The sequence below is a fragment of the Actinomadura sp. NPDC048394 genome, assembly GCF_040651755.1.
In the GTDB taxonomy this organism is placed as follows: domain Bacteria; phylum Actinomycetota; class Actinomycetes; order Streptosporangiales; family Streptosporangiaceae; genus Spirillospora; species Spirillospora montaniterrae.
This window is the reverse complement of the sequence record NZ_JBEZJL010000010.1, coordinates 25,295-42,992: the sequence shown is the minus strand read 5'-3', so window position 1 is coordinate 42,992 and position 17,698 is coordinate 25,295. Positions and strand designations below refer to the sequence as shown.

At 73.0% G+C, this 17,698-nt stretch carries 17 protein-coding genes; 9 read left to right on the top strand and 8 right to left on the bottom strand.

The window, feature by feature from the left end; genetic code table 11:
* The 7 genes from AB0C78_RS08875 to AB0C78_RS08845 all read right to left on the bottom strand — a co-directional run bounded on the left by AB0C78_RS08875 (window position 1) and on the right by AB0C78_RS08845 (window position 8,345).
* Window positions 1-1,179, bottom strand: coding sequence for an amidohydrolase family protein (locus tag AB0C78_RS08875; protein WP_360743907.1), 1,179 nt, complete (start codon window positions 1,177-1,179; stop codon window positions 1-3).
* Between the two features lie 39 nt (window positions 1,180-1,218).
* Window positions 1,219-2,754, bottom strand: a complete 1,536-nt coding sequence (locus tag AB0C78_RS08870) for an AMP-binding protein (RefSeq protein ID WP_360743904.1) — start codon at window positions 2,752-2,754, stop codon at window positions 1,219-1,221.
* Between the two features lie 51 nt (window positions 2,755-2,805).
* Window positions 2,806-4,377, bottom strand: a complete 1,572-nt coding sequence (locus AB0C78_RS08865) for an AMP-binding protein (protein ID WP_360743901.1) — start codon at window positions 4,375-4,377, stop codon at window positions 2,806-2,808.
* A 72-nt stretch (window positions 4,378-4,449) separates the two neighbouring features.
* Entirely contained in the window at window positions 4,450-4,755 is a 306-nt protein-coding gene (locus AB0C78_RS08860; RefSeq protein ID WP_360743898.1) for a ferredoxin, read from the bottom strand.
* The gene (locus AB0C78_RS08855; protein ID WP_360743895.1) at window positions 4,752-6,029 is read right to left on the bottom strand and encodes a cytochrome P450; all 1,278 of its coding nucleotides are present in this window, start codon (window positions 6,027-6,029) and stop codon (window positions 4,752-4,754) included. The genes AB0C78_RS08860 and AB0C78_RS08855 overlap by 4 nt, the downstream gene beginning before the upstream one ends.
* Before the next feature lie 28 nt (window positions 6,030-6,057).
* Entirely contained in the window at window positions 6,058-7,530 is a 1,473-nt protein-coding gene (locus AB0C78_RS08850; RefSeq protein ID WP_360743892.1) for an aldehyde dehydrogenase family protein, read from the bottom strand.
* A complete protein-coding gene (locus AB0C78_RS08845; RefSeq protein ID WP_360743890.1) occupies window positions 7,530-8,345 on the bottom strand; it encodes a mycofactocin-coupled SDR family oxidoreductase in 816 nt (271 codons plus the stop codon). The genes AB0C78_RS08850 and AB0C78_RS08845 overlap by 1 nt, the downstream gene beginning before the upstream one ends.
* 411 nt (window positions 8,346-8,756) lie before the next feature.
* Here AB0C78_RS08845 and AB0C78_RS08840 point away from each other — a divergent pair, with 411 nt between their 5' ends.
* The 7 genes from AB0C78_RS08840 to AB0C78_RS08810 all read left to right on the top strand — a co-directional run bounded on the left by AB0C78_RS08840 (window position 8,757) and on the right by AB0C78_RS08810 (window position 15,116).
* Complete coding sequence (locus AB0C78_RS08840) at window positions 8,757-9,980, top strand: CoA transferase (RefSeq protein WP_360743888.1); 1,224 nt, start codon at window positions 8,757-8,759, stop codon at window positions 9,978-9,980.
* A gap of 36 nt (window positions 9,981-10,016) precedes the next feature.
* On the top strand, window positions 10,017-11,267 hold the full coding sequence (locus AB0C78_RS08835; protein ID WP_360743885.1) for an amidohydrolase family protein: 1,251 nt from the start codon (window positions 10,017-10,019) through the stop codon (window positions 11,265-11,267).
* Window positions 11,264-12,433, top strand: coding sequence for a thiolase family protein (locus AB0C78_RS08830; protein ID WP_360743882.1), 1,170 nt, complete (start codon window positions 11,264-11,266; stop codon window positions 12,431-12,433). The genes AB0C78_RS08835 and AB0C78_RS08830 overlap by 4 nt, the downstream gene beginning before the upstream one ends.
* The gene (locus AB0C78_RS08825) at window positions 12,430-12,858 is read left to right on the top strand and encodes an OB-fold domain-containing protein (RefSeq protein WP_360743879.1); all 429 of its coding nucleotides are present in this window, start codon (window positions 12,430-12,432) and stop codon (window positions 12,856-12,858) included. The genes AB0C78_RS08830 and AB0C78_RS08825 overlap by 4 nt, the downstream gene beginning before the upstream one ends.
* On the top strand, window positions 12,858-13,541 hold the full coding sequence (locus AB0C78_RS08820) for a TetR/AcrR family transcriptional regulator (RefSeq protein ID WP_360744287.1): 684 nt from the start codon (window positions 12,858-12,860) through the stop codon (window positions 13,539-13,541). Before AB0C78_RS08825 ends, AB0C78_RS08820 begins: the two co-directional genes overlap by 1 nt.
* Window positions 13,542-13,675: 134 nt before the next feature.
* Window positions 13,676-14,395, top strand: coding sequence for an enoyl-CoA hydratase/isomerase family protein (locus tag AB0C78_RS08815; protein ID WP_360743877.1), 720 nt, complete (start codon window positions 13,676-13,678; stop codon window positions 14,393-14,395).
* Window positions 14,385-15,116: an alpha/beta hydrolase gene (locus AB0C78_RS08810; protein ID WP_360743874.1), complete on the top strand. Its 732-nt coding sequence runs from the start codon at window positions 14,385-14,387 to the stop codon at window positions 15,114-15,116. The genes AB0C78_RS08815 and AB0C78_RS08810 overlap by 11 nt, the downstream gene beginning before the upstream one ends.
* A gap of 70 nt (window positions 15,117-15,186) precedes the next feature.
* Here the strand turns inward: AB0C78_RS08810 and AB0C78_RS08805 are convergent, their stop codons facing one another.
* The gene (locus AB0C78_RS08805; RefSeq protein WP_360743871.1) at window positions 15,187-16,392 is read right to left on the bottom strand and encodes a CoA transferase; all 1,206 of its coding nucleotides are present in this window, start codon (window positions 16,390-16,392) and stop codon (window positions 15,187-15,189) included.
* 221 nt (window positions 16,393-16,613) lie between these two features.
* On the opposite strand from AB0C78_RS08805, the gene AB0C78_RS08800 reads away from it, so the two are divergent.
* Window positions 16,614-17,474, top strand: a complete 861-nt coding sequence (locus tag AB0C78_RS08800; protein ID WP_360743868.1) for a mycofactocin-coupled SDR family oxidoreductase — start codon at window positions 16,614-16,616, stop codon at window positions 17,472-17,474.
* A gap of 20 nt (window positions 17,475-17,494) precedes the next feature.
* A complete protein-coding gene (locus AB0C78_RS08795) occupies window positions 17,495-17,686 on the top strand; it encodes a ferredoxin (RefSeq protein ID WP_151540203.1) in 192 nt (63 codons plus the stop codon).
* Window positions 17,687-17,698: the final 12 nt, after the last annotated feature.

Genomic DNA, 17,698 nt, shown 5'->3' with positions numbered 1-17,698 from the left:
TCATACGGACATCAGGCGGGCGAGGTTGCCGCCCATGATCTTCGCCTGGTCGGCCTCGGACAGCCGGCCGAGCGCGTCGACGTAGCTGACCGGGTCGGCGAGCCCCTCCGGGTGCGGGTAGTCCGAGCCGAACAGCACCCGCTCGACCCCGATGAGGCCGGCGAGCTCGGCCATGTCCTCCTCCCAGAACGGGCTGACGTGGATGTTGCGCTTGACGGCCTCGACCGGGTCCTCGGTGAACGCCTCCGGCGCCTTCTTGTGCACGTCGGCGAGCTGGTCCAGCAGCGGCGGCAGCCAGGACGAGCCGTTCTCGATGACCGCGATCTTCAGCTCGGGGAACCGCGACAGCAGGCCGTGGCAGGCCATGGACCCCACCGCGTCGGTGACCGGCCGCCACTCGGCCAGCATCCGGAACGCGTTGGTCTTGAACGGCAGCATCTCCGCGCCGTGGCCCTCCCAGTCGTTGGCGTACCGGCTGTAGCCGCTGTCGGAGGAGTGCATCCCGACGAGCACGCCCTCGTCGACGATCCGCTTCCAGAACGGGTCGAACTCGGGGAGCGCGAACGAGCGCGGGCCCCGGTACCCCGGGACGGGCGCGGGCCGGATCAGCACGACCTTCGCGCCGCGCTCCAGGCACCAGTCCAGCTCCGCGATCGCCTTCTCCACGATGGGCAGGCTGATGACGGGCGTGGTGTAGATGCGGTCCATGTAGTTGAAGGACCAGGTCTCGTGCAGCCACTGGTTGAGGGCGTGGACGACCACGTGGATGAGGTCGGGGTCGTCGCGCATCCGCTCCTCGATGAGGCTGGCGAGCGTGGGGAACATCAGCGTGCGCTGGATGCCCAGCTCGTCCATCAGCTCCAGGCGCGGGCCCGGCTCGCGGAACGCGGGGACGGAGCGCATCGGCTCGCCGAAGATCTCCCGCTTGCTCTTGCCCTCGGGGTTGCCGTGCCGGAAGTAGTCCTCCATCGCGCCCGGGCGGGCGACGACGTCGAAGGTGGGGTTGGGGATGTACTCGCTGATCTGGCCGCGGATCGCGATCTTGGTGCGTCCGTCCACCTGGACGTAGCGGATGGCGCCCGCGTACTGCTTCGGCAGGTACCGGGTCAGGGCGTCCTGCGTCTCGTACAGGTGGTTGTCGGCGTCGAACAGCGGATACGGCAGCGCGCGCGTCGTCATCGAGATCCTCCTTTACCGATAGCGAGAATACTATTCTCACTATGCGCGCATCGCAATGTCCCGGCGGAGCAGGAACTTCTGGATCTTGCCGCTGGCGGTGCGCGGGAAGTCCTCGACGGCGTGCAGCTCCTCCGGCCACTTCTGCCGGGCCAGCCCCATCCGCTCCAGGTGGTCGCGCATCTCGCCGAGGCTCGGAGGCTTCCGCCCGGGACGCAGGCGCAGCACCGCCGCGGCGTGCTCGCCGAGCCGCTCGTCGGGCGCCGCCACGACGGCGGCCTCGGCGACGCCCGGCATGCCGAGCAGCGCCTCCTCGACTTCAAGGGCGCTGATGTTCTCCCCGCCCCGGATGATGATGTCCGACTTGCGATCGGTGATCGTCAGATAGCCGTCCTCGTCCACCACGCCGACGTCCCCGGTGCGGTACCAGCCGTCCTCGTCGAACGCCCGCTCGGTCAGCTCCGGATCGGTGTAGCCGATGCACAGGTCCGGACCCCGGCTGAAGATCTCACCGTCCTCGCCGAGCCGGATCTCCACACCCGGCAGGACGTCCCCGTCCGTGCGGAGCCGCTTGCGCTCGGGCGCGGTGTGCCGCGAACCGGTGATCGACGGGTGCTCGGTGCTGCCGTACGAGCGGAACACCGTGATCCCCAGCCGGGCCAGCCGGTCGCACACCGCCGCCGGCACGGACGAGCCGCCGAGCCCCGCGTACTTCATGTGCGCGAGGTGCTCCGGCTTGAAGTCGGGATGGTCGAGAAGGCTCGTCATGTAGTACGCCGCTCCGCCGCCGACGGTGAGGCCGTCGCTCCTCATCAGCGCCAGCGCCTGCGCCGGGTCCCAGACGTCGGAGAGGTTCACCGGCGTCCCGTCCAGCACGGGGATCAGGAAGGCGTTCACCATGCCGATGAAGTGGCCGACCGGAGCGGACGTGAGCTGCCGGCCGCGGTCGGGCGGGTACAGCCCGGCGAGCTGGCGGGTCTCGTAGCCGAGCGTGTGGTGGCTGTGCACGACGCCCTTCGGGTCGCGCGTCGTGCCGGACGTGAACGCGATCAGGGCCGGAAGGGCCGGGTCGACGGCCTCCACCCCCGGCCACGGGTCGGCGGCGAGCAGGTCGTCGAAGTCGCGCCCCACCACACCGACGACCGGGACGTCCGCGCACAGGTCCGGCTGGAACTCCAGGCGCCCGAACCGCTCGGCGCCGACGAACACCCGCGGCCGGATCGACCGCAGGATGTACCCGACCTCCTTGCGGCCGTAGAAGTGGACGATCGGCACGACCGTCGCCCCGAGGAACGCCGACGCCCAGAAGACCGCCGCCGCCTCCATCCAGTTCGGCAACTGGAACGACACCACATCGCCCGGCCCGACGCCGCGCTCCCGCAGCCCCGCCGCGAGCCGCCGCGCGACCCGCTCGACGTCGCGGAACGTCCCTGACCACGGCCGTACGGCCGAATGCACGCGGAACACCGCGTCGGGAGCGTCGCGGAGCCCCCGCGCCAGCAGGTCCCCGATCGTGTCTCCGGTCCACCAGCCCTCCGCCTCGTACCGCTTGACCAGCTCAGGAGGGATCGTGCGCATCCCAGAAGCTCCCATCACTCAGCGAGAATTCAACTCTCGCATATTGAGAACTTAAATTCCACGGGCCGCGGGGGCGGCCCCGCCCTCCCCGGCGCGCGCCGCGATCTCGCGGCGGAGCAGGAACTTCTGGACCTTGCCGCTGGCGGTGCGCGGGAAGTCCTCGACGGCGTGCAGCTCCTCTGGCCACTTCTGCCGGCCGAGCCCCGCCCGCTCCAGATGGGCCCGCATCTCCTCGATCGTCGGCGCCGCGGCGTCCGGCTTCGGCCGGACCACGGCCGCGGCGTGCTCGCCGAGCCGTGCGTCGGGCGCCGCGACGACGGCGGCCTCGGCGACGCCCGGCATGCCGAGCAGCGCCTCCTCGACTTCAAGGGCGCTGATGTTCTCCCCGCCCCGGATGATGATGTCGGACTTGCGATCGGTGATCGTCAGATAGCCGTCCTCGTCCACCACGCCGATGTCGCCCGTCCGGTACCAGCCGTCGTCGTCGAACGCCCGCTCGGTCAGCTCCGGGTCGGTGTAGCCGATGCACAGGTCCGGACCACGACTGAAGATCTCACCGTCCTCGCCCAGCCGGATCTCCACGCCGGGCAGCGCTTCGCCGTCGGTGTGCAGGCGCTTGGCCGCCGGAGCGGTGAGCGCCGAGCCCGTGATGGACGGGTGCTCGGTGCTGCCGTACGACCGGTGGACGGTGATGCCGAGGTCCGTGAGCCGGGTGGTGACCGCCAGCGGGACGGCCGCTCCCCCGAGTCCGGCGAACCGCATGTTCGGCAGATGCTCCGGCGTGAAGTCGGGATGGTCGAGCAGGCTCGTCATGTAGTACGGGACGCCGCCGCACACGGTCAGGTCGTCGCTCTTCATCAGCGCCAGGACCCGGCCGGGGTCCCAGACGTCGGCGAGGTTCACGCCCCAGCCGCGTAGCACGGGGATCAGGAACGCCGAGATCATGCCGATGAAGTGGCCGACCGGCGCGGAGGTGATCTGCCGGGCGATGTCCGGCGGGTAGCGGTCGGAGAGCTGGCGGGTCTCGTAGCCCAGCGTCCGGTGGCTGTGCACGACGCCCTTGGGGTCGCGCGTCGTGCCGGAGGTGAACGCGATCACCGCCGGGCCGGCCGGGTCCACGGCCGCCACGCCGGGCAGCGGGTCGGCGGCGAGCAGGTCGTCGAAGTCGCGCCCCACCACCCCGACGACCGGGACGTCCGCGCAGACGTCGGCCTGGAACTCCAGGCGGCCGAACCGCTCGGCGGTCACGAACACCCGCGGGCGGACGGCCTTGAGGATGTACCCGACCTCCTTGCGGCCGTAGAAGTGGACGATCGGCACGACCGTCGCCCCGAGGAACGCCGACGCCCAGAAGACCGCCGCCGCCTCCATCCAGTTCGGCAACTGGAACGCCACCACGTCGCCGGGCCGGACGCCGCGGGCCTGGAGCCCGGCGGCGAGCCTGCGGGCGGTCCGCTCGACGTCGCGCAAGGTGCCGGACCACGGCCGCACCGACGAGTAGACCCGGAACACCGAGTCGGGGGCGGCGGCCAGGCCCCTTGCCAGCATCTCCCCGAGGGTCTCCCGGGTCCACCAGCCCTCCGCCTCGTACCGCTTAACCAGGGCCTCAGGGATCGTTCGCATGGTGATGGCTCCAATTCCCGGTGCGGGGCCGCCGACGGCTTGTGAATATCACGTTCTCGACAAGGAGAACAGTCATCTCTCGCCGGTGGAGGACAGCGTGATCGACTGGGTGGGGCATGCCTCGGCGGCGTTGCCGATGTCCTCGGCGGAGTCCTCGCCGGGCCCGGTCGCGATCCGCACCCTCCCCCGCTCGTCGAGCTCGAAGGTGGCGGGGGCGTAGAACGCGCACACCCCCGTGCCGACGCAGGTCCGCGGCGTGACCGCGACCTCCGGGCGCCCGCCGCCCGCCGCGCCGCCGCCCGTGGTGCCGCCGCCCGTGGTGCCGCCGCCCGTGGTGCCGCCGCCCGTGGTGCCGCCGCCCGTGGTGCCGCCGGTCATCCGAACACCACCGGGAGCCGGGCCGGGCCGCGCATCTGCAGGCCCATGAGGACGGGGCGGGGCTCGTCCGGGTCCCAGCGCAGGTTCGGCAGCCGGTCGAGGATCGCGTTCAGCGCCACCGTCATCTCCGCGCGGGCGAGGTGCATGCCGAGGCACACGTGCGGGCCGCCGGCGAACGACAGGTGCGGGCGCAGCGGCCGGAACACGTCGAAGGAGTCCGGGTCGTCCCACCGGGACGGGTCGTGGTTCGCGGCGGTGAGGCACAGCGCCACCCGAGAGCCCGCCGGTATGCGGACACCGCCGAGCGAGGCGTCCCGCGTCGCCATGCGGAAGAACGTCGGGTCGGTCACCTCCCAGCGCAGCGACTCCTCGATCGCGGCCCGGACGAGCGACCGGTCGCGCCGGACGGCGCCGAGCTGGTCCGGGTTGTTCAGCAGCGCCCACAGCGTGATGCCGAGCTGCCGCCACGTCGTCCCGGAGCCGGCCGTGAGGATCAGCCGCGCGAACGCCAGGACCTCCTCGTCGGTGACGCCGCGGAGGGTGCCGTCCTCGTCGCGGACCCGCTCCCGGACCAGCCTGCTGATCAGGTCGTCCTGCGGGTTCTCGCGCCGGTGCGCGATCAGCGGCAGCAGCATGTCCGCGGCGTCCGCGGAGGCGGCCAGCTTGTCCTCCCGGGGCACGTCGGCGCCGATCATCCGCTCGATCACCTCGCGGAGCCGCAGCGACTCCGCCATCCGGACGCCGAAGCTCCCGGTGATCGTCAGCAGCGGGAGCAGCGCGCAGAAGTCGAGGTTCAGCTCCGCCCGCCCGCGCCCTTCGACGCGCCGGAGGAGGGTGTCGGTGATCCCGGCGATCCAGCGGTCGGTCCACCAGCGCATCGCGGCGCGGCCGAACGAGGGCTGGACGACGGCGCGGTGGCGGGCGTGCTCGGTCCCGTCCATGCCGAGGATGTTCGGCCCGAACGTGGCGAAGGTCCCGCGGAGGATCTGGGAGTTGAACGTCTCGTCGTCGCGGAACACGGCGTTGACCGTGTCGTAGTCGAAGGCGGAGAAGGCGGGCTCCGTCCACCGCTGCGCGTACTCGGGGCGGGGAAGGCCCAGCACCTCCTCGACACAGCCCTCGTGCACGGGGCCGCTCTCGCGCGCGCGCCGCAGGTCGGTGTGGAAGTCCTCGACGTAGTCCCCGCCGGAGATGGCCCGGCGGTACTCGCCGCCGGTGTCGAACAGGGTGCGGATCTTGTCCGGGTCGAGCCGGGAGATCTCCTCTAGCAGCATTGCGCCTCGTCCCTTCCGTCGCGGCCGGTCACAGGGCCGTCGCCGTGATGTGCTTGAGCTGCTGGTAGGCGCGGATCCCCTCGCGTCCGCGCTCGCGCCACTGGCCGCTGTGGCGCCGGCCGCCGGACGACGCGAACGGCCCGAAGTAGCCGCCGTTGACCAGCACGGTTCCGGACCGGATGCGGCGGGCGACGGCGAGCGCCCGGTCGGCCGCGCCGAACACCGCCCCGGACAGCCCGTAGACGGTGTCGTTCGCCAGCTCGACGGCGTGGTCGAGGTCGCGGTAGCCGATCACGGAGACGACCGGCCCGAAGGTCTCCTCCTGGGCCAGCGGGTTGGCCGTGTCGTCGAGGTCGACGACCGTCGGCTCGAAGAAGTGGCCGCCGAGGTCGCGGCGCGCCCGGCCGCCGGCGACGACCCGGCCGCCGTGCCCGCGCGCCGCGGCGACGTGGTCCTCGCACCGGCGCACCTGCGCGTCGCTGATGAGGGGGCCGACGTCCGTCGACGGGTCGCGCGGGTCGCCGAGCCGGAGCGCGGCGACCCGGTCGGCCGCCTCGTTCAGGACGCGCCGCTTGGTCTCCTTCGGGACCAGCACCCGGGTCTGCAGGACGCAGCCCTGGCCCGCCATCGCGCGCATCACGACCGCGATGCCGTCCGCCGCCCGTCCGACCGCGTCGGGCAGGTAGACGCCCGCGGACTTGCCGCCGAGTTCGAGCATCACCCGCTTGTGGGTGGGCGCGGCCTGCGCGGCGATCGCGGCGCCGACGGCGCTGGAGCCGGTGAACGACACGGCGTCGACCTCCGGCGCGCTCGTCATCAGGACGGCCCCGGCGGTGCCCTCCTCGACGAGCACGTTCAGCACCCCGGGCGGGAGCCCCGCCTCCTCGGCGGCCTCGCCCGCGGCCAGCACCGCGAGCGGGGCGAGCGGGCTCGGCCGCAGGACGACGGTGTTGCCGGTCAGCAGCGCCGGGACGACCTTCCACAGCGCCAGGAACAGCGGCACGTTGTAGGCCGGGATGGCCGCGACGACGCCGAGCGGCTCCCACCCGATGACGCTGGTGACGACCCGGCCGCCGGCGACGAGGTCGTCCAGCGGGACGGGGTTGTGCTCCTCCTCGGGCAGGGACGCGTGGATCCGGACGGCGGCGCGGGCCTGCTCGATCGCGCCCGCGACGTGCAGCGTCCGGACCGACGGCAGCAGCGCGCCGGTCTCGGCGACGACGGTGTCCTCGAGTTCGCGGCGCCGCGCCTCCAGGGACGACAGGAAGCGCAGGACGAGTCCGGTCCGTTCGGCGGCCGGCGTCCGCGACCAGCCGCCGAAGGCGCGCCTCGCGGCCAGCACGGCGCGCTCGAAGTCCGCGGGCTCCGCCGTGGGCACCTCGGCCACCGTGGACAGGTCCGCCGGGTCGGTGACCCGCAGCGCCGGGCCGGACCCGAGGCGGGCGCCGTCCACGTAGGACCGCGGAGCGAGCAGGGCGGAGGCGCGCGCCGTGTCCGCCATCACAGGCTCACGCCGGCGTCGAGCGCGAGGGCCTGGCCCGTCACGGCGAACGCCGCGTCCGACACCAGCCACAGGATCGCCCGGCTGACGTCGACCGGCTGCAGCCGGTCGACCGGCAGCACCCGCGCCAGCGCCTGCGCGTCGCTCGCCCGCGTCATCGGCGAGTGCGGATTGTTGATCATGTAGGTGTCGACGGCGGTCGGGTGCACGACGTTGACCCGCACGCCGTGCGGGCCGAGCAGGCGCGCGAAGCCCTTCGCCAGCCCGACGACGCCGTGCTTGGCCGCGTTGTACCCGGACATGCCGCCGGAGCCGTCGGTCATGCCCTTCAGCCCGGCGGTCGACCCGGTGATCACGATGGCGCCGCCCCGGCCCTGCTCGACGAGCGGCCCCTGCGCGACCTTCAGGGTGTTGAAGACGCCGGTGAGCATCACCCCGACGGCGTCGGCCCAGCGTTCCGCCGCCTGCTCCAGGGTCGTCTCGGTGCGGTCGCTGTGCAGGACGCCGGCGTTGGCCAGCACGATGTCCACCCCGCCCAGCCGGGCGATGCCGTGGTCCAGGGCCTTCTGCAGCGCGCCGATGTCGCGGACGTCGGCGACCGCGGTCGCGCACCGCCGGCCGGCCGCCTCGACGAGCCGGGCGGTCTCGGCGAGATCGTCCTCCGTCGCCATCGGGTAGGGAACGGTCGGGATGTCGGCGCAGATGTCCACGGCGATCACATCGGCGCCGTGCTCGGCGAGCAGCACCGCGTGCGCGCGTCCCTGCCCGCGGCCGGCGCCCGTGATGAACGCGACCTTGCCGTCCAGTTGCCCCATGTCGTCGGCCCTTTCTCGGTGCTCGCGGCCCGCGTTCACCGGCGTCCGGGCATGCGAAAGGGCATGGCGGATCCGAATGAGCGCGCGGACTTTCACCGGCGGTCCCGGTGAGTGGAACCAGGCCGCATCGGGCGGCCGGGGATTTGACCTTAAGCACGGTTCGCGGAGGCCGTCAAGAGAATGAGCTTCTCCATATGATTTCCCAGCCAGAGGCGCCCCAATGACCTCCAGGGCGAACATCCAAGAGAGTCTCACCTTGCAAGTAGAGAATGACCTTCTCTCACTTATGGACATATGAGCTTCTACCAGTTAGCTTGAGGCTTCGAAGCAGCCGGGAAGGCCCCCGGATTCCCACCTCCTGCGCCCGCCCGGCGTCCACCGCGGCGGCGCGAGCCCGCGAAGGAGAACCCCATGCCCGACCGACCGGCCGGCCCCGCCCCCGTCTTCGACGGCGTGCGGGTCCTGGAGGTGGCGCAGTGGACGTTCGCGCCGGCGGCCGCCGCCGTGCTCGCCGACTTCGGGGCGTCGGTCATCAAGATCGAGGACCCGGTCACCGGCGATCCGCAGCGCGCCCTCGCCACGTCCGGAGTGGTCCCGAAGGTCGGCGACGTCAACCTGGTCACCGCCCAGACCAACCGCGGCAAGCGCAGCGTCGGGCTGAACCTGCGCGACCCGCGCGGCCGGGAGCTGCTCCTGGAGCTGGTCGACCGGGCCGACGTCCTCGTGACGAACTTCCGGGGGCCGGCGCGGGTGAAGCTCGGGTTCGACGAGGACACGGTCCGAGCCCGCAACCCGCGCATCGTCTACGCGCGCGCCACCGGCCAGGGGGCGCGCGGGCCGGACGCCGACCGCGGCGGCTACGACTTCACCTCCTTCTGGATGCGCAGCGGCATCGCCTCCGCCCTCACCGCCCCCGGTGCCGACCGGCCGCTCCCCCAGCCCCCCGCGTTCGGCGACAAGGCCGGCGCGATGAACCTCGCGTTCGGGATCGCCGCCGCGCTGTTCCGCCGCGAGCGCACCGGCGAGGGGGCGTGCGTCGACGTCTCGCTGCTCGGCTCCGCGCTGTGGCAGCACTCCAGCGCGATCCTCTACTCCTGGGGGCTGGGCCGGGAGTTCCCCGTGGCCACGGGGCGCTCGGCCAACCCCATCGGGCGCGGCTACAGGACGGCCGACGGCCGCTGGATCGCGCTGATGATGATCGAGTCCGACCGCTGGTGGCCGGACCTCTGCCGGCACATCGACCGTCCCGACCTGATCGCGGACGAGCGGTTCGCCGACGCGGCCGCCCGGGCCGCGAACCACGACGCCTGCACCGCCGTGCTGGAGGACGTCTTCGCCGCCCTGCCCCTGGCCGAGTGGGAGCGGCGGTTCGCCGACCTCGCCGGGCCGTGGGCCGTCCAGCGCACGATGCTGGAGGCGGCCGACGACCCGCAGGTCACCGAGAACGGGTACGCCGTGCCCGTCGACCACGACGGCACCGCGGTCCGGCTGATGAGCGCCCCCGTGCAGTTCGACGAGCGCGTCCCCGAGCTGAGCCGGGCCCCCGAGCACGCCGAGCACTCCGAAGAGGTGCTCCTCGAGCTCGGCTACGGCTGGGACGCGATCACGGCCCTCAAGGAGTCCGGCGTCGTGTGACGACCGCCGGCGTCCCAACGGAAAGGACGAACCGCCATGACGGACCCGACCCCCGACCTGAACTGGCTGATCTCGGTCGACGACCACGTTCTCGAACCGGGGCACCTGTGGCAGACCTGGCTGCCGGAGAAGCACCGCGACCGCGGCCCGAAGCTCGTCATCGACGAGGACGGCAAGGGCACATGGCACTACCTCGGCATGAAGCAGCGGGCCAGCGGCCTGTCCGCGACGGTCGGCCGGGACAAGAGCCTGATCAGCCCGGAGCCGCTCGGCTACGACGAGATGCGGCCCGGCTGCTACGACCCGCGGGCCCGCGTCGAGGACATGAACCAGGGCGGCATCCTCGCGTCGATGACGTTCCCGACCTTCCCCGCGTTCTGCGGCCAGACCTTCTACCGCGGCGAGGACAAGGAGCTCGGGCTCGCCTGTATCAAGGCCTACAACGACTGGATGGTCGACGAGTGGTGCGCGAGCGCGCCCGGCCGGTTCATCCCGCTGACGCTGATCCCCCTGTGGGACCCCGAGGCGGCGGCGGACGAGGTGCGGCGCGTCGCCGGGAAGGGCGTGCGCGCCGTCGCGTTCAGCGAGAACCCCGAGCCGCTCGGCCTGCCGACGATCAACGACCCGGGCCGCTACTGGGACCCGTTCTTCCGCGCCGCCGCCGAGTGCGGCGTCGTCATCTGCATGCACGTCGGCTCGTCGTCGCAGATCCCGTCGATCAACGGCGACACCAACTTCATGGCGAACCTGTCCTGGGGCGCCGTCCGCACCTCCGGGACGATGCTCGACTGGCTGTTCAGCGGCGTGTTCGAACGCTTCCCCGACCTGAAGATCTCGCTGGCGGAGGGGAACATCGGCTGGATCCCCTACTTCCTGGAGCGGGCCGAGCAGGTCATCGACAAGCAGCGGTTCTGGTTCCAGCGCGGCATCGACTACGACCCGGGCAAGGGCAGCAAGCAGCAGCGCACCGACGGCGGCGCGCACAGCATCGACTACCTGACCTTCGACATCCGGCAGAGCTTCCGCGACCACGTCTACGGCTGCTTCATCGACGACGTCGCCGGGCTGCGCAACCTCGACCTCATCGGCGAGGACAACGTCATGATCGAGACCGACTACCCGCACTCGGACACCACCTGGCCGAACTCCATCAAGCTCGCCCACGACCGGCTCGCCGGGATGGACCCCGAGGTGCAGTACAAGGTGCTCCGGGGCAACGCCGAGCGGCTGTTCGGGTTCACCCCGGCCGACACCGCGGGCCTGCCCGTCCCCGGCGGGGTCTCGTGACGGACGCCCGCACCGCCACCATCGTCGGGCTCGGGATGAGCCCGCAGGGGCGCCGTCTGGGCATCTCGCCCCGGGAGCTGCGCAGGCAGGCCATCGACGCGGCGCTGGCCGACGCGGGGGTCGGCCGCGAGCTGGTCGACACCTGCATCTGCTTCGGCGTCCAGCCCGAGGACCTGCGCTACGCCGGGCTGTCCCCGCGGGCGTCGTTCGCGCTCAACTCGGGGGGCGCCTCCCCCGCGCTGTCGGTCGTCGTCGCCGCCGGTCTCATCGCGACCGGGCAGGCCGACTGCGTCCTCAGCGTCTACGGGGAGGCGTTCACCGGGGCGGCTCCGCGGCTGGAGCCGAACCACGGCGTCGCCGGCCGCTCCGACATCGGCGGGTACAGCTACGGCTACCCGTACCTGTACGGGCTGGTCGGGCCCGGCGCGGTCTACGCCATGGCCGCGCGGCGGTACATGGAGGTGCACGGCGCGACGTCGGAGGACCTGGCCGCGGTCGCCGTCGTCGAGCGGGCGTACGGGAGCGTCCGGCCGGGCGCGGTCGGGTACGGGCGGCCGATCACGGTGGCCGACCACCAGGCGTCCCGGATGATCGTCGACCCGCTGCGGCTGCTCGACTGCTCGCGCCCGACCGACGGCGGCGTCGCCATCGTGATCACGTCGGCGGAGCGGGCCGCGGACTGCGCCGGGAGCCCGGTCGCGGTCCTCGGCGCGGGCTGCGGGCACAACATCGCCAACTGGTGGGACGGCACGATGGACGAGCGGTTCGGCGCGGCGCCCGACGCCGCCCGGCGCGCGTACGCGGAGGCCGGTGTGGGCCCCGAGGACATGTCCGTGGCGCAGCTCTACGCGCCCTTCACGATCGCGACGCTCATGCAGCTGGAGGAGTACGGCTTCTGCGGTGAGGGCGAGGCGCCCGCGTTCGTCCGGGACGGCCATACCGGACCCGCCGGGAAGCTGCCCACCAACACAGGCGGCGGGCAGCACTCGGGGTTCTACGCCACCGGGTTCACGCCGCTGTCGGAAGGCGTCCTGCAGGTCCGCGGCCAGGCGCCGACGAACCAGGTGCCGGACGCGGAGCTGTGCCTGGTCAGCGGCAGCGGCGGCAACGGCGGCGTGCACGGCTCGTGGGCGCACGTGTCGCTCGTGCTGGGCAGGCCCCGGTGAACGCCCCGCGCCCCTACCCCGGGGACGTCGCGCCGGACACGGCCGACGCGGAGTTCTGGCAGGCCTGCCGCGAGCGCCGCTTCCTGGTCTTCCGCTGCGGCGCCTGCGGCCGGGCCGTGTGGCCGGCGGGCGGCTGCCCGAGCCACGGCATGGCGCCGATGGCGTGGGAGCAGGCGAGCGGCCTCGGCCGCCTGCGCACGTGGACGGTCGTCCACCAGCGGTACGCGACGTCGTTCGACGATCCGCCGCCCAACGTCGCGCTGGTGGAGCTGGACGAGGGCCCGCTCGTCCACGCGGCCGTCGTCGGCGCCGGCCGGCTGGAGGCCGGGATGCGGGTGGAGGTGGACTTCCAGGAGGCCGCCCCGGAGGTGGTGATCCCCGTCTTCCGGCCGGTCCGGGGGCCGGGCGATACCCTTGGCGCGTGATGCTGGAGCCGGGGTGGGCGGAGCGCATGACCCGGAACGCCGTCGACCCGCGTCCCGCCGGCACGGGGTTCGTCGGGCCGCGGGCGAAGCTCATCGCGGCCGGGCAGCGCCTGCTCCTGGAGAAGGGCGACTCGGAGTACACGATCGAGGAGCTCGTCCGCCGCGCCGGCGTCGCCATCAAGACGTTCTACCGGTGCTTCCCGAACAAGGAGGAGTTCCTCCGGACCGTCTTCACGACGTCGGTCACCGGGGCGCTGCCGAGGATCCGCGAGTACATCCTGGCCGCGTCCGGCGACCCGCTGGAGCGGCTGCGGATGGCGGTCACCTGGCCGCTGGTCTGGCACCGGGAGAACGAGTCGCTCAGCCGCGTGATCGCCCACGAGCACGTGCGGATCGCCCGGACGAGCCCGGAGACGATCGCCGCGACCGGGCGCCCGTACGAGGCGTTCGTCCGCGAGCTGATCGCGGACGCGGCCGGGGCCGGGCTCGTCCGCCCGGCGAACCTCGACTGGGACGTGCACATCATCACTTCGATCGTCACCACGTCCTTCCACACCCTGGTCCTCGGCATGGGCGAGATGCCCGAGCCCGACCGCGGCGCGCTCGCCGAGAACGTCTGGCGGTTCTGCCTGACCGCCCTGCGCGGATGCGGCCCCGCGTCCGCCGGCGCGACCGCCCCCTGATCCCGCCACCCGTCTGTTCTCCGCCCGGGCCGGTCCGCCGGACCCGTCCGAGGGTTGCCTGCGCCGTGACTGGCGAATACGCTATTTCCAGAAATGAGAATGTCAATCTCTACTCGCCGTCTGGAGAGGCCCGCATGGTCGATCTCGAGCTGGAGGGCGGGGTGGCGGTCATCACCATCGACCGCCCGCAGGCCCGCAACGCCATCGCACCGGCCACCATGGACCGGCTGGACGAGGCGCTCGACGCGGCGCGGGGCGCCGGCGCGCTGGTGATCCGGGGCGCGGGCGACCGCGCGTTCGTCTCGGGCGGCGACCTGAAGGAGCTCGCCGCGATCCGCACCGAGCCCGAGGCGGTCGCGATGGCCCTGCGGATGCGCGGGGTCTGCGACCGGATCGCGGCCTTCCCGGCCCCCGTGATCGCCGCGCTGAACGGGCACGCGCTCGGCGGCGGCGCCGAGGTCGCGGTGGCCGCCGACATCCGGGTGGCCGCCGCCGACATCAAGATCGGTTTCACCCAGTCGACGCTGGCGATCATGCCGGCCTGGGGCGGCGCGGAACGGCTGGCCGCGCTGGTCGGCCGGGGCCGCGCCCTCCTGCTCGCGGGCGCGGGCACCGTGCTCGGCGCGGCGGAGGCCGAACGCCTCGGGCTGGTCGACCGGGTGCTCCCCCGCGCCTCCTTCGAGGAGGGCTGGCGGTCGCTGGCGGCGTCCCTCGCCACCGGCGCGGCGCGCGAGATCAAGCGCGTCACCGCGGGCGGCCTGACGGCGGAGGAGGCGGCGGGGGCCTTCGCCCGCCTGTGGGTCGCGGACGAGCACTGGGAGGCGGCGGAGAAGGTGATGAACCGTGCGCGATGACGTGTGGCTGACCGAGGGCCCGGTGGGGCCCGTCGTGCGTCCGGCGGGCGGGGGCGGGACGACCGTCCTCTACGTGCACGGCGACGGCGACCGGCCGGACACGCCCGGGCACGTGCTCGACCTGGCCGGGCACGTCGCCCTCCGCACGAGGGCGACCGTGGTCTCCTGCCGGTACGGAGCGCGGTTCCCGGCCGCCCTCGACGACGTCCACGCCGCCTACGAGCACTGCCGGGCGTCCGGGCCGACGGTCGTCGCGGGCGAGCGGCTCGGCGCGGGGCTGGCCGCCGCCCTGCTGCTGCGGCTCCGCGATCTCGGCGCCGAGCCGCCTCCGTGCGCGGTCCTGGTGTCGGCGCTGCTCGACCTGACGCTGGAGGCGCCGAGCCTGCGCCTCAACGCGAGCGCCGACCCCCGGTTCGACGCCGCGGGGCTCCGCCGGCGCGTCGAGCGCTACGCGGGCGGCGCGAACCCGGCCGACCCGCTCCTCAGCCCCCTGTACGCCAACCTGCACGGGCTTCCGCCGGTCCGGCTCCTGGCTTCGGGAACGGATCCGCTGCTGGACGACTCGCTGGCGTTCGCCGCGCGCGCCGCCCGCTCCGGCGTCACCGTGGACCTGCGCGTGCTGCAGGACTCGTCGTTCCTGCCCGCCGAGACCGTCGACGCCATCGCGGGCTCCGCGTCCAGATGGACGCGCGGCGCCGATGTGCCCGCGCCGTCACGCTGACGGCCACCACCCCGCCGTGCGGCGCTCCGGTGGGCGCCCGCACGGCAGGGCGGAATCCGCGGCGTCCGGGTCAGGTGATGGCGCCCGCGGCCTTGAGGGCGATGATGCGGTCCCAGTCGAGCCCGAGCTCGGTGAGGATCTCCTCGGTCTGGGCGGCGAACTCGGGCGCCGGGCCGACCGCGGGCGCGGCGACGTCGAACTGCACCGGGCTCGCGACCAGCTCCAGGTCGCCGGCCTTGACGATGTACTCGTTCGCGCGGGCCTGCGGGTCGTTCCCGGCCTGCAGCGAGTCCTGCACCGGCGCCCACGGCCCGGCGAGGGTGGCGAAGCGCTCGGTCCACTCCGCCAGGGTCCGCGTGGCGATGGCCTCCCGGAGGATCCCGACGGCCTCCGCGGTGTTGGCGGCGATCCGCTCGGCGTCGGCGAAGCGGGGGTCGCCGGCCAGCTCCGGCCGGTCGATGTGGCGGCACACGTCCGCCCAGAACTTCCCGGGCTGGAGCATGACGAAGGCCAGGTAGCGGCCGTCGGACGTGGCGTACAGGCCGGACAGCGGGTTGGTCGGCGACCCGTGCGCCCCGGCCGGGGCCGCGACCAGCGGCTCGCCGACGTGCATCGACAGCGCGATGCCGTGGCCCATCGCCCACAGCCCGCTGCCGAACAGCGACACGTCGACGACCGACGGCTCGCCGGTGCGCTCGCGCCGGAACAGCGCGGCCGCGATGCCGCCGGCGAGGTTCGTGCCGGAGACCGTGTCGCCGTAGGCGGGGCCGGGCGGGCTGATCATCCCCTCGGTCCCGGGCGGGGTGAGGCTGGCGGCGGTCCCGCCGCGGGCCCAGAACGCCGTCATGTCGTAGCCGCCCTTGTCGGCCTCCCGGCCGCGCGGGCCGAGGGCGCTGCCCCGGGCGTAGACGATCTCGGGGTTGACCGCGCGGACGTCGTCGACGTCGATGCCGAACTTGCGCCTGGCCCCCGGCAGGAAGCTGGTCAGGAACACGTCGGAGCGGCGGATCAGCGCCTCCAGCACCTCCTTGCCCTCGGGCACCGACAGGTCGAGCCCGAGGGAGCGCTTGCCGCGGTTGGCGTGCTCGATGTTGGGGTTCGGGTCGCCCTCGACGCGGAGCGTGCCGACCTGGCGGAGCCCGCGCTGCGGGTCGCCGGTGACGGCGTGCTCGACCTTGACCACGTCGGCGCCCCAGTCGGCCAGCACCCCGCCGGCCGACGGGACGAACCCGTACATGGCGACCTCCAGGACGCGGACGCCCTCCAGCGGCCTCATGCGGCCACCGCCGCGACGATCTCGGTCCCCATGCGCTCCTCCAAGCCCGTGCCGCTCATGTGGATGGAAGTTACATTCTCAAAAAAAGCAAATCAACCATACAAGATCGGAGACTCCAGCTTCCGAGGTGGCTCCGTCCAGGCCCGGGACTTCCGGGATGCTCGCTGTTGAGAGTAATGTTCTCACATCTGGAATGATGGTTCTCACGGAGGACGGCACCCATGGGACGTGTTGACGGGAAGGTCGCGTTCATCACGGGCGCGGCCCGGGGCCAGGGCCGCAGCCACGCGGTGCGGCTGGCCGAGGAGGGCGCCGACATCATCGCGGTCGACCTGTGCCAGGACTACGAGACGGTCGGCTACCCCCTCGCCCGGCCCGACGACCTCAAGGAGACCGTCCGGCTCGTCGAGGAGCTGGGGCGGCGGATCGTGGCGGTCCAGGCGGACGTCCGCGAGGCCGCGCAGCTGCGGGACGCGGTCGAGCGGGGCATCGCCGAGCTCGGCCGGCTCGACATCGTCGTGGCGCAGGCCGGCATCGCCGGGATGAAGGGGCAGCCGCCGCTGCGGGCGTGGAGCGACGTCGTCGACACCAACCTGATCGGCACGATCAACGCGGTGCAGGCCGCGCTGCCGCACCTGCCCGAGGGCGGCTCGATCATCGCGACCGGCTCCACCGCGGCGCTCATGGTCATCGGGACGATCGACGAGCCGGGCAAGGACCCCGGCGGCCACGCCTACATGTACGCGAAGCAGGCGCTGTCGCAGTACATCCACGAGCTGGCCCGGAACGTCGCCCCGCTGAGGATCCGCGCCAACGTCGTGCACCCGACCAACTGCAACACCGACATGCTGCAGAGCGAGCCGATGTACCGGTCGTTCCGGCCGGACCTCGAGCACCCGACCCGCGCGGACGCCGAGCCCGCGTTCGGCGTGCAGCAGGCGATGCCGGTCCCCTACGTCGAGCCGAGGGACATCAGCGACATGGTGCTGTTCCTCGCCTCGGACGAGTCGCGCTACGTCACCGGCATGCAGATGCGGGTGGACGCCGGCGGCTACCTCAAGTGGCACGACTACAAGGTCTGAGACTCCCGGGAGGGGACATCGTGAAGGTGAAGGTCGATCCCGAGCGCTGCCAGGGCCACACGCTGTGCGCGATGCGGGCGCCGGAGGTCTTCGAGCTCGACGACGTCGACGGGCACTCCTCGCCGGTCAGCGAGGACGTCCCGGCCGGGCAGGAGGCGGCGGTCCAGGAGGCCGTCCGGTCGTGCCCGGAACGCGCGATCTCGGTCTCGTGAGCAAGGAGGCGA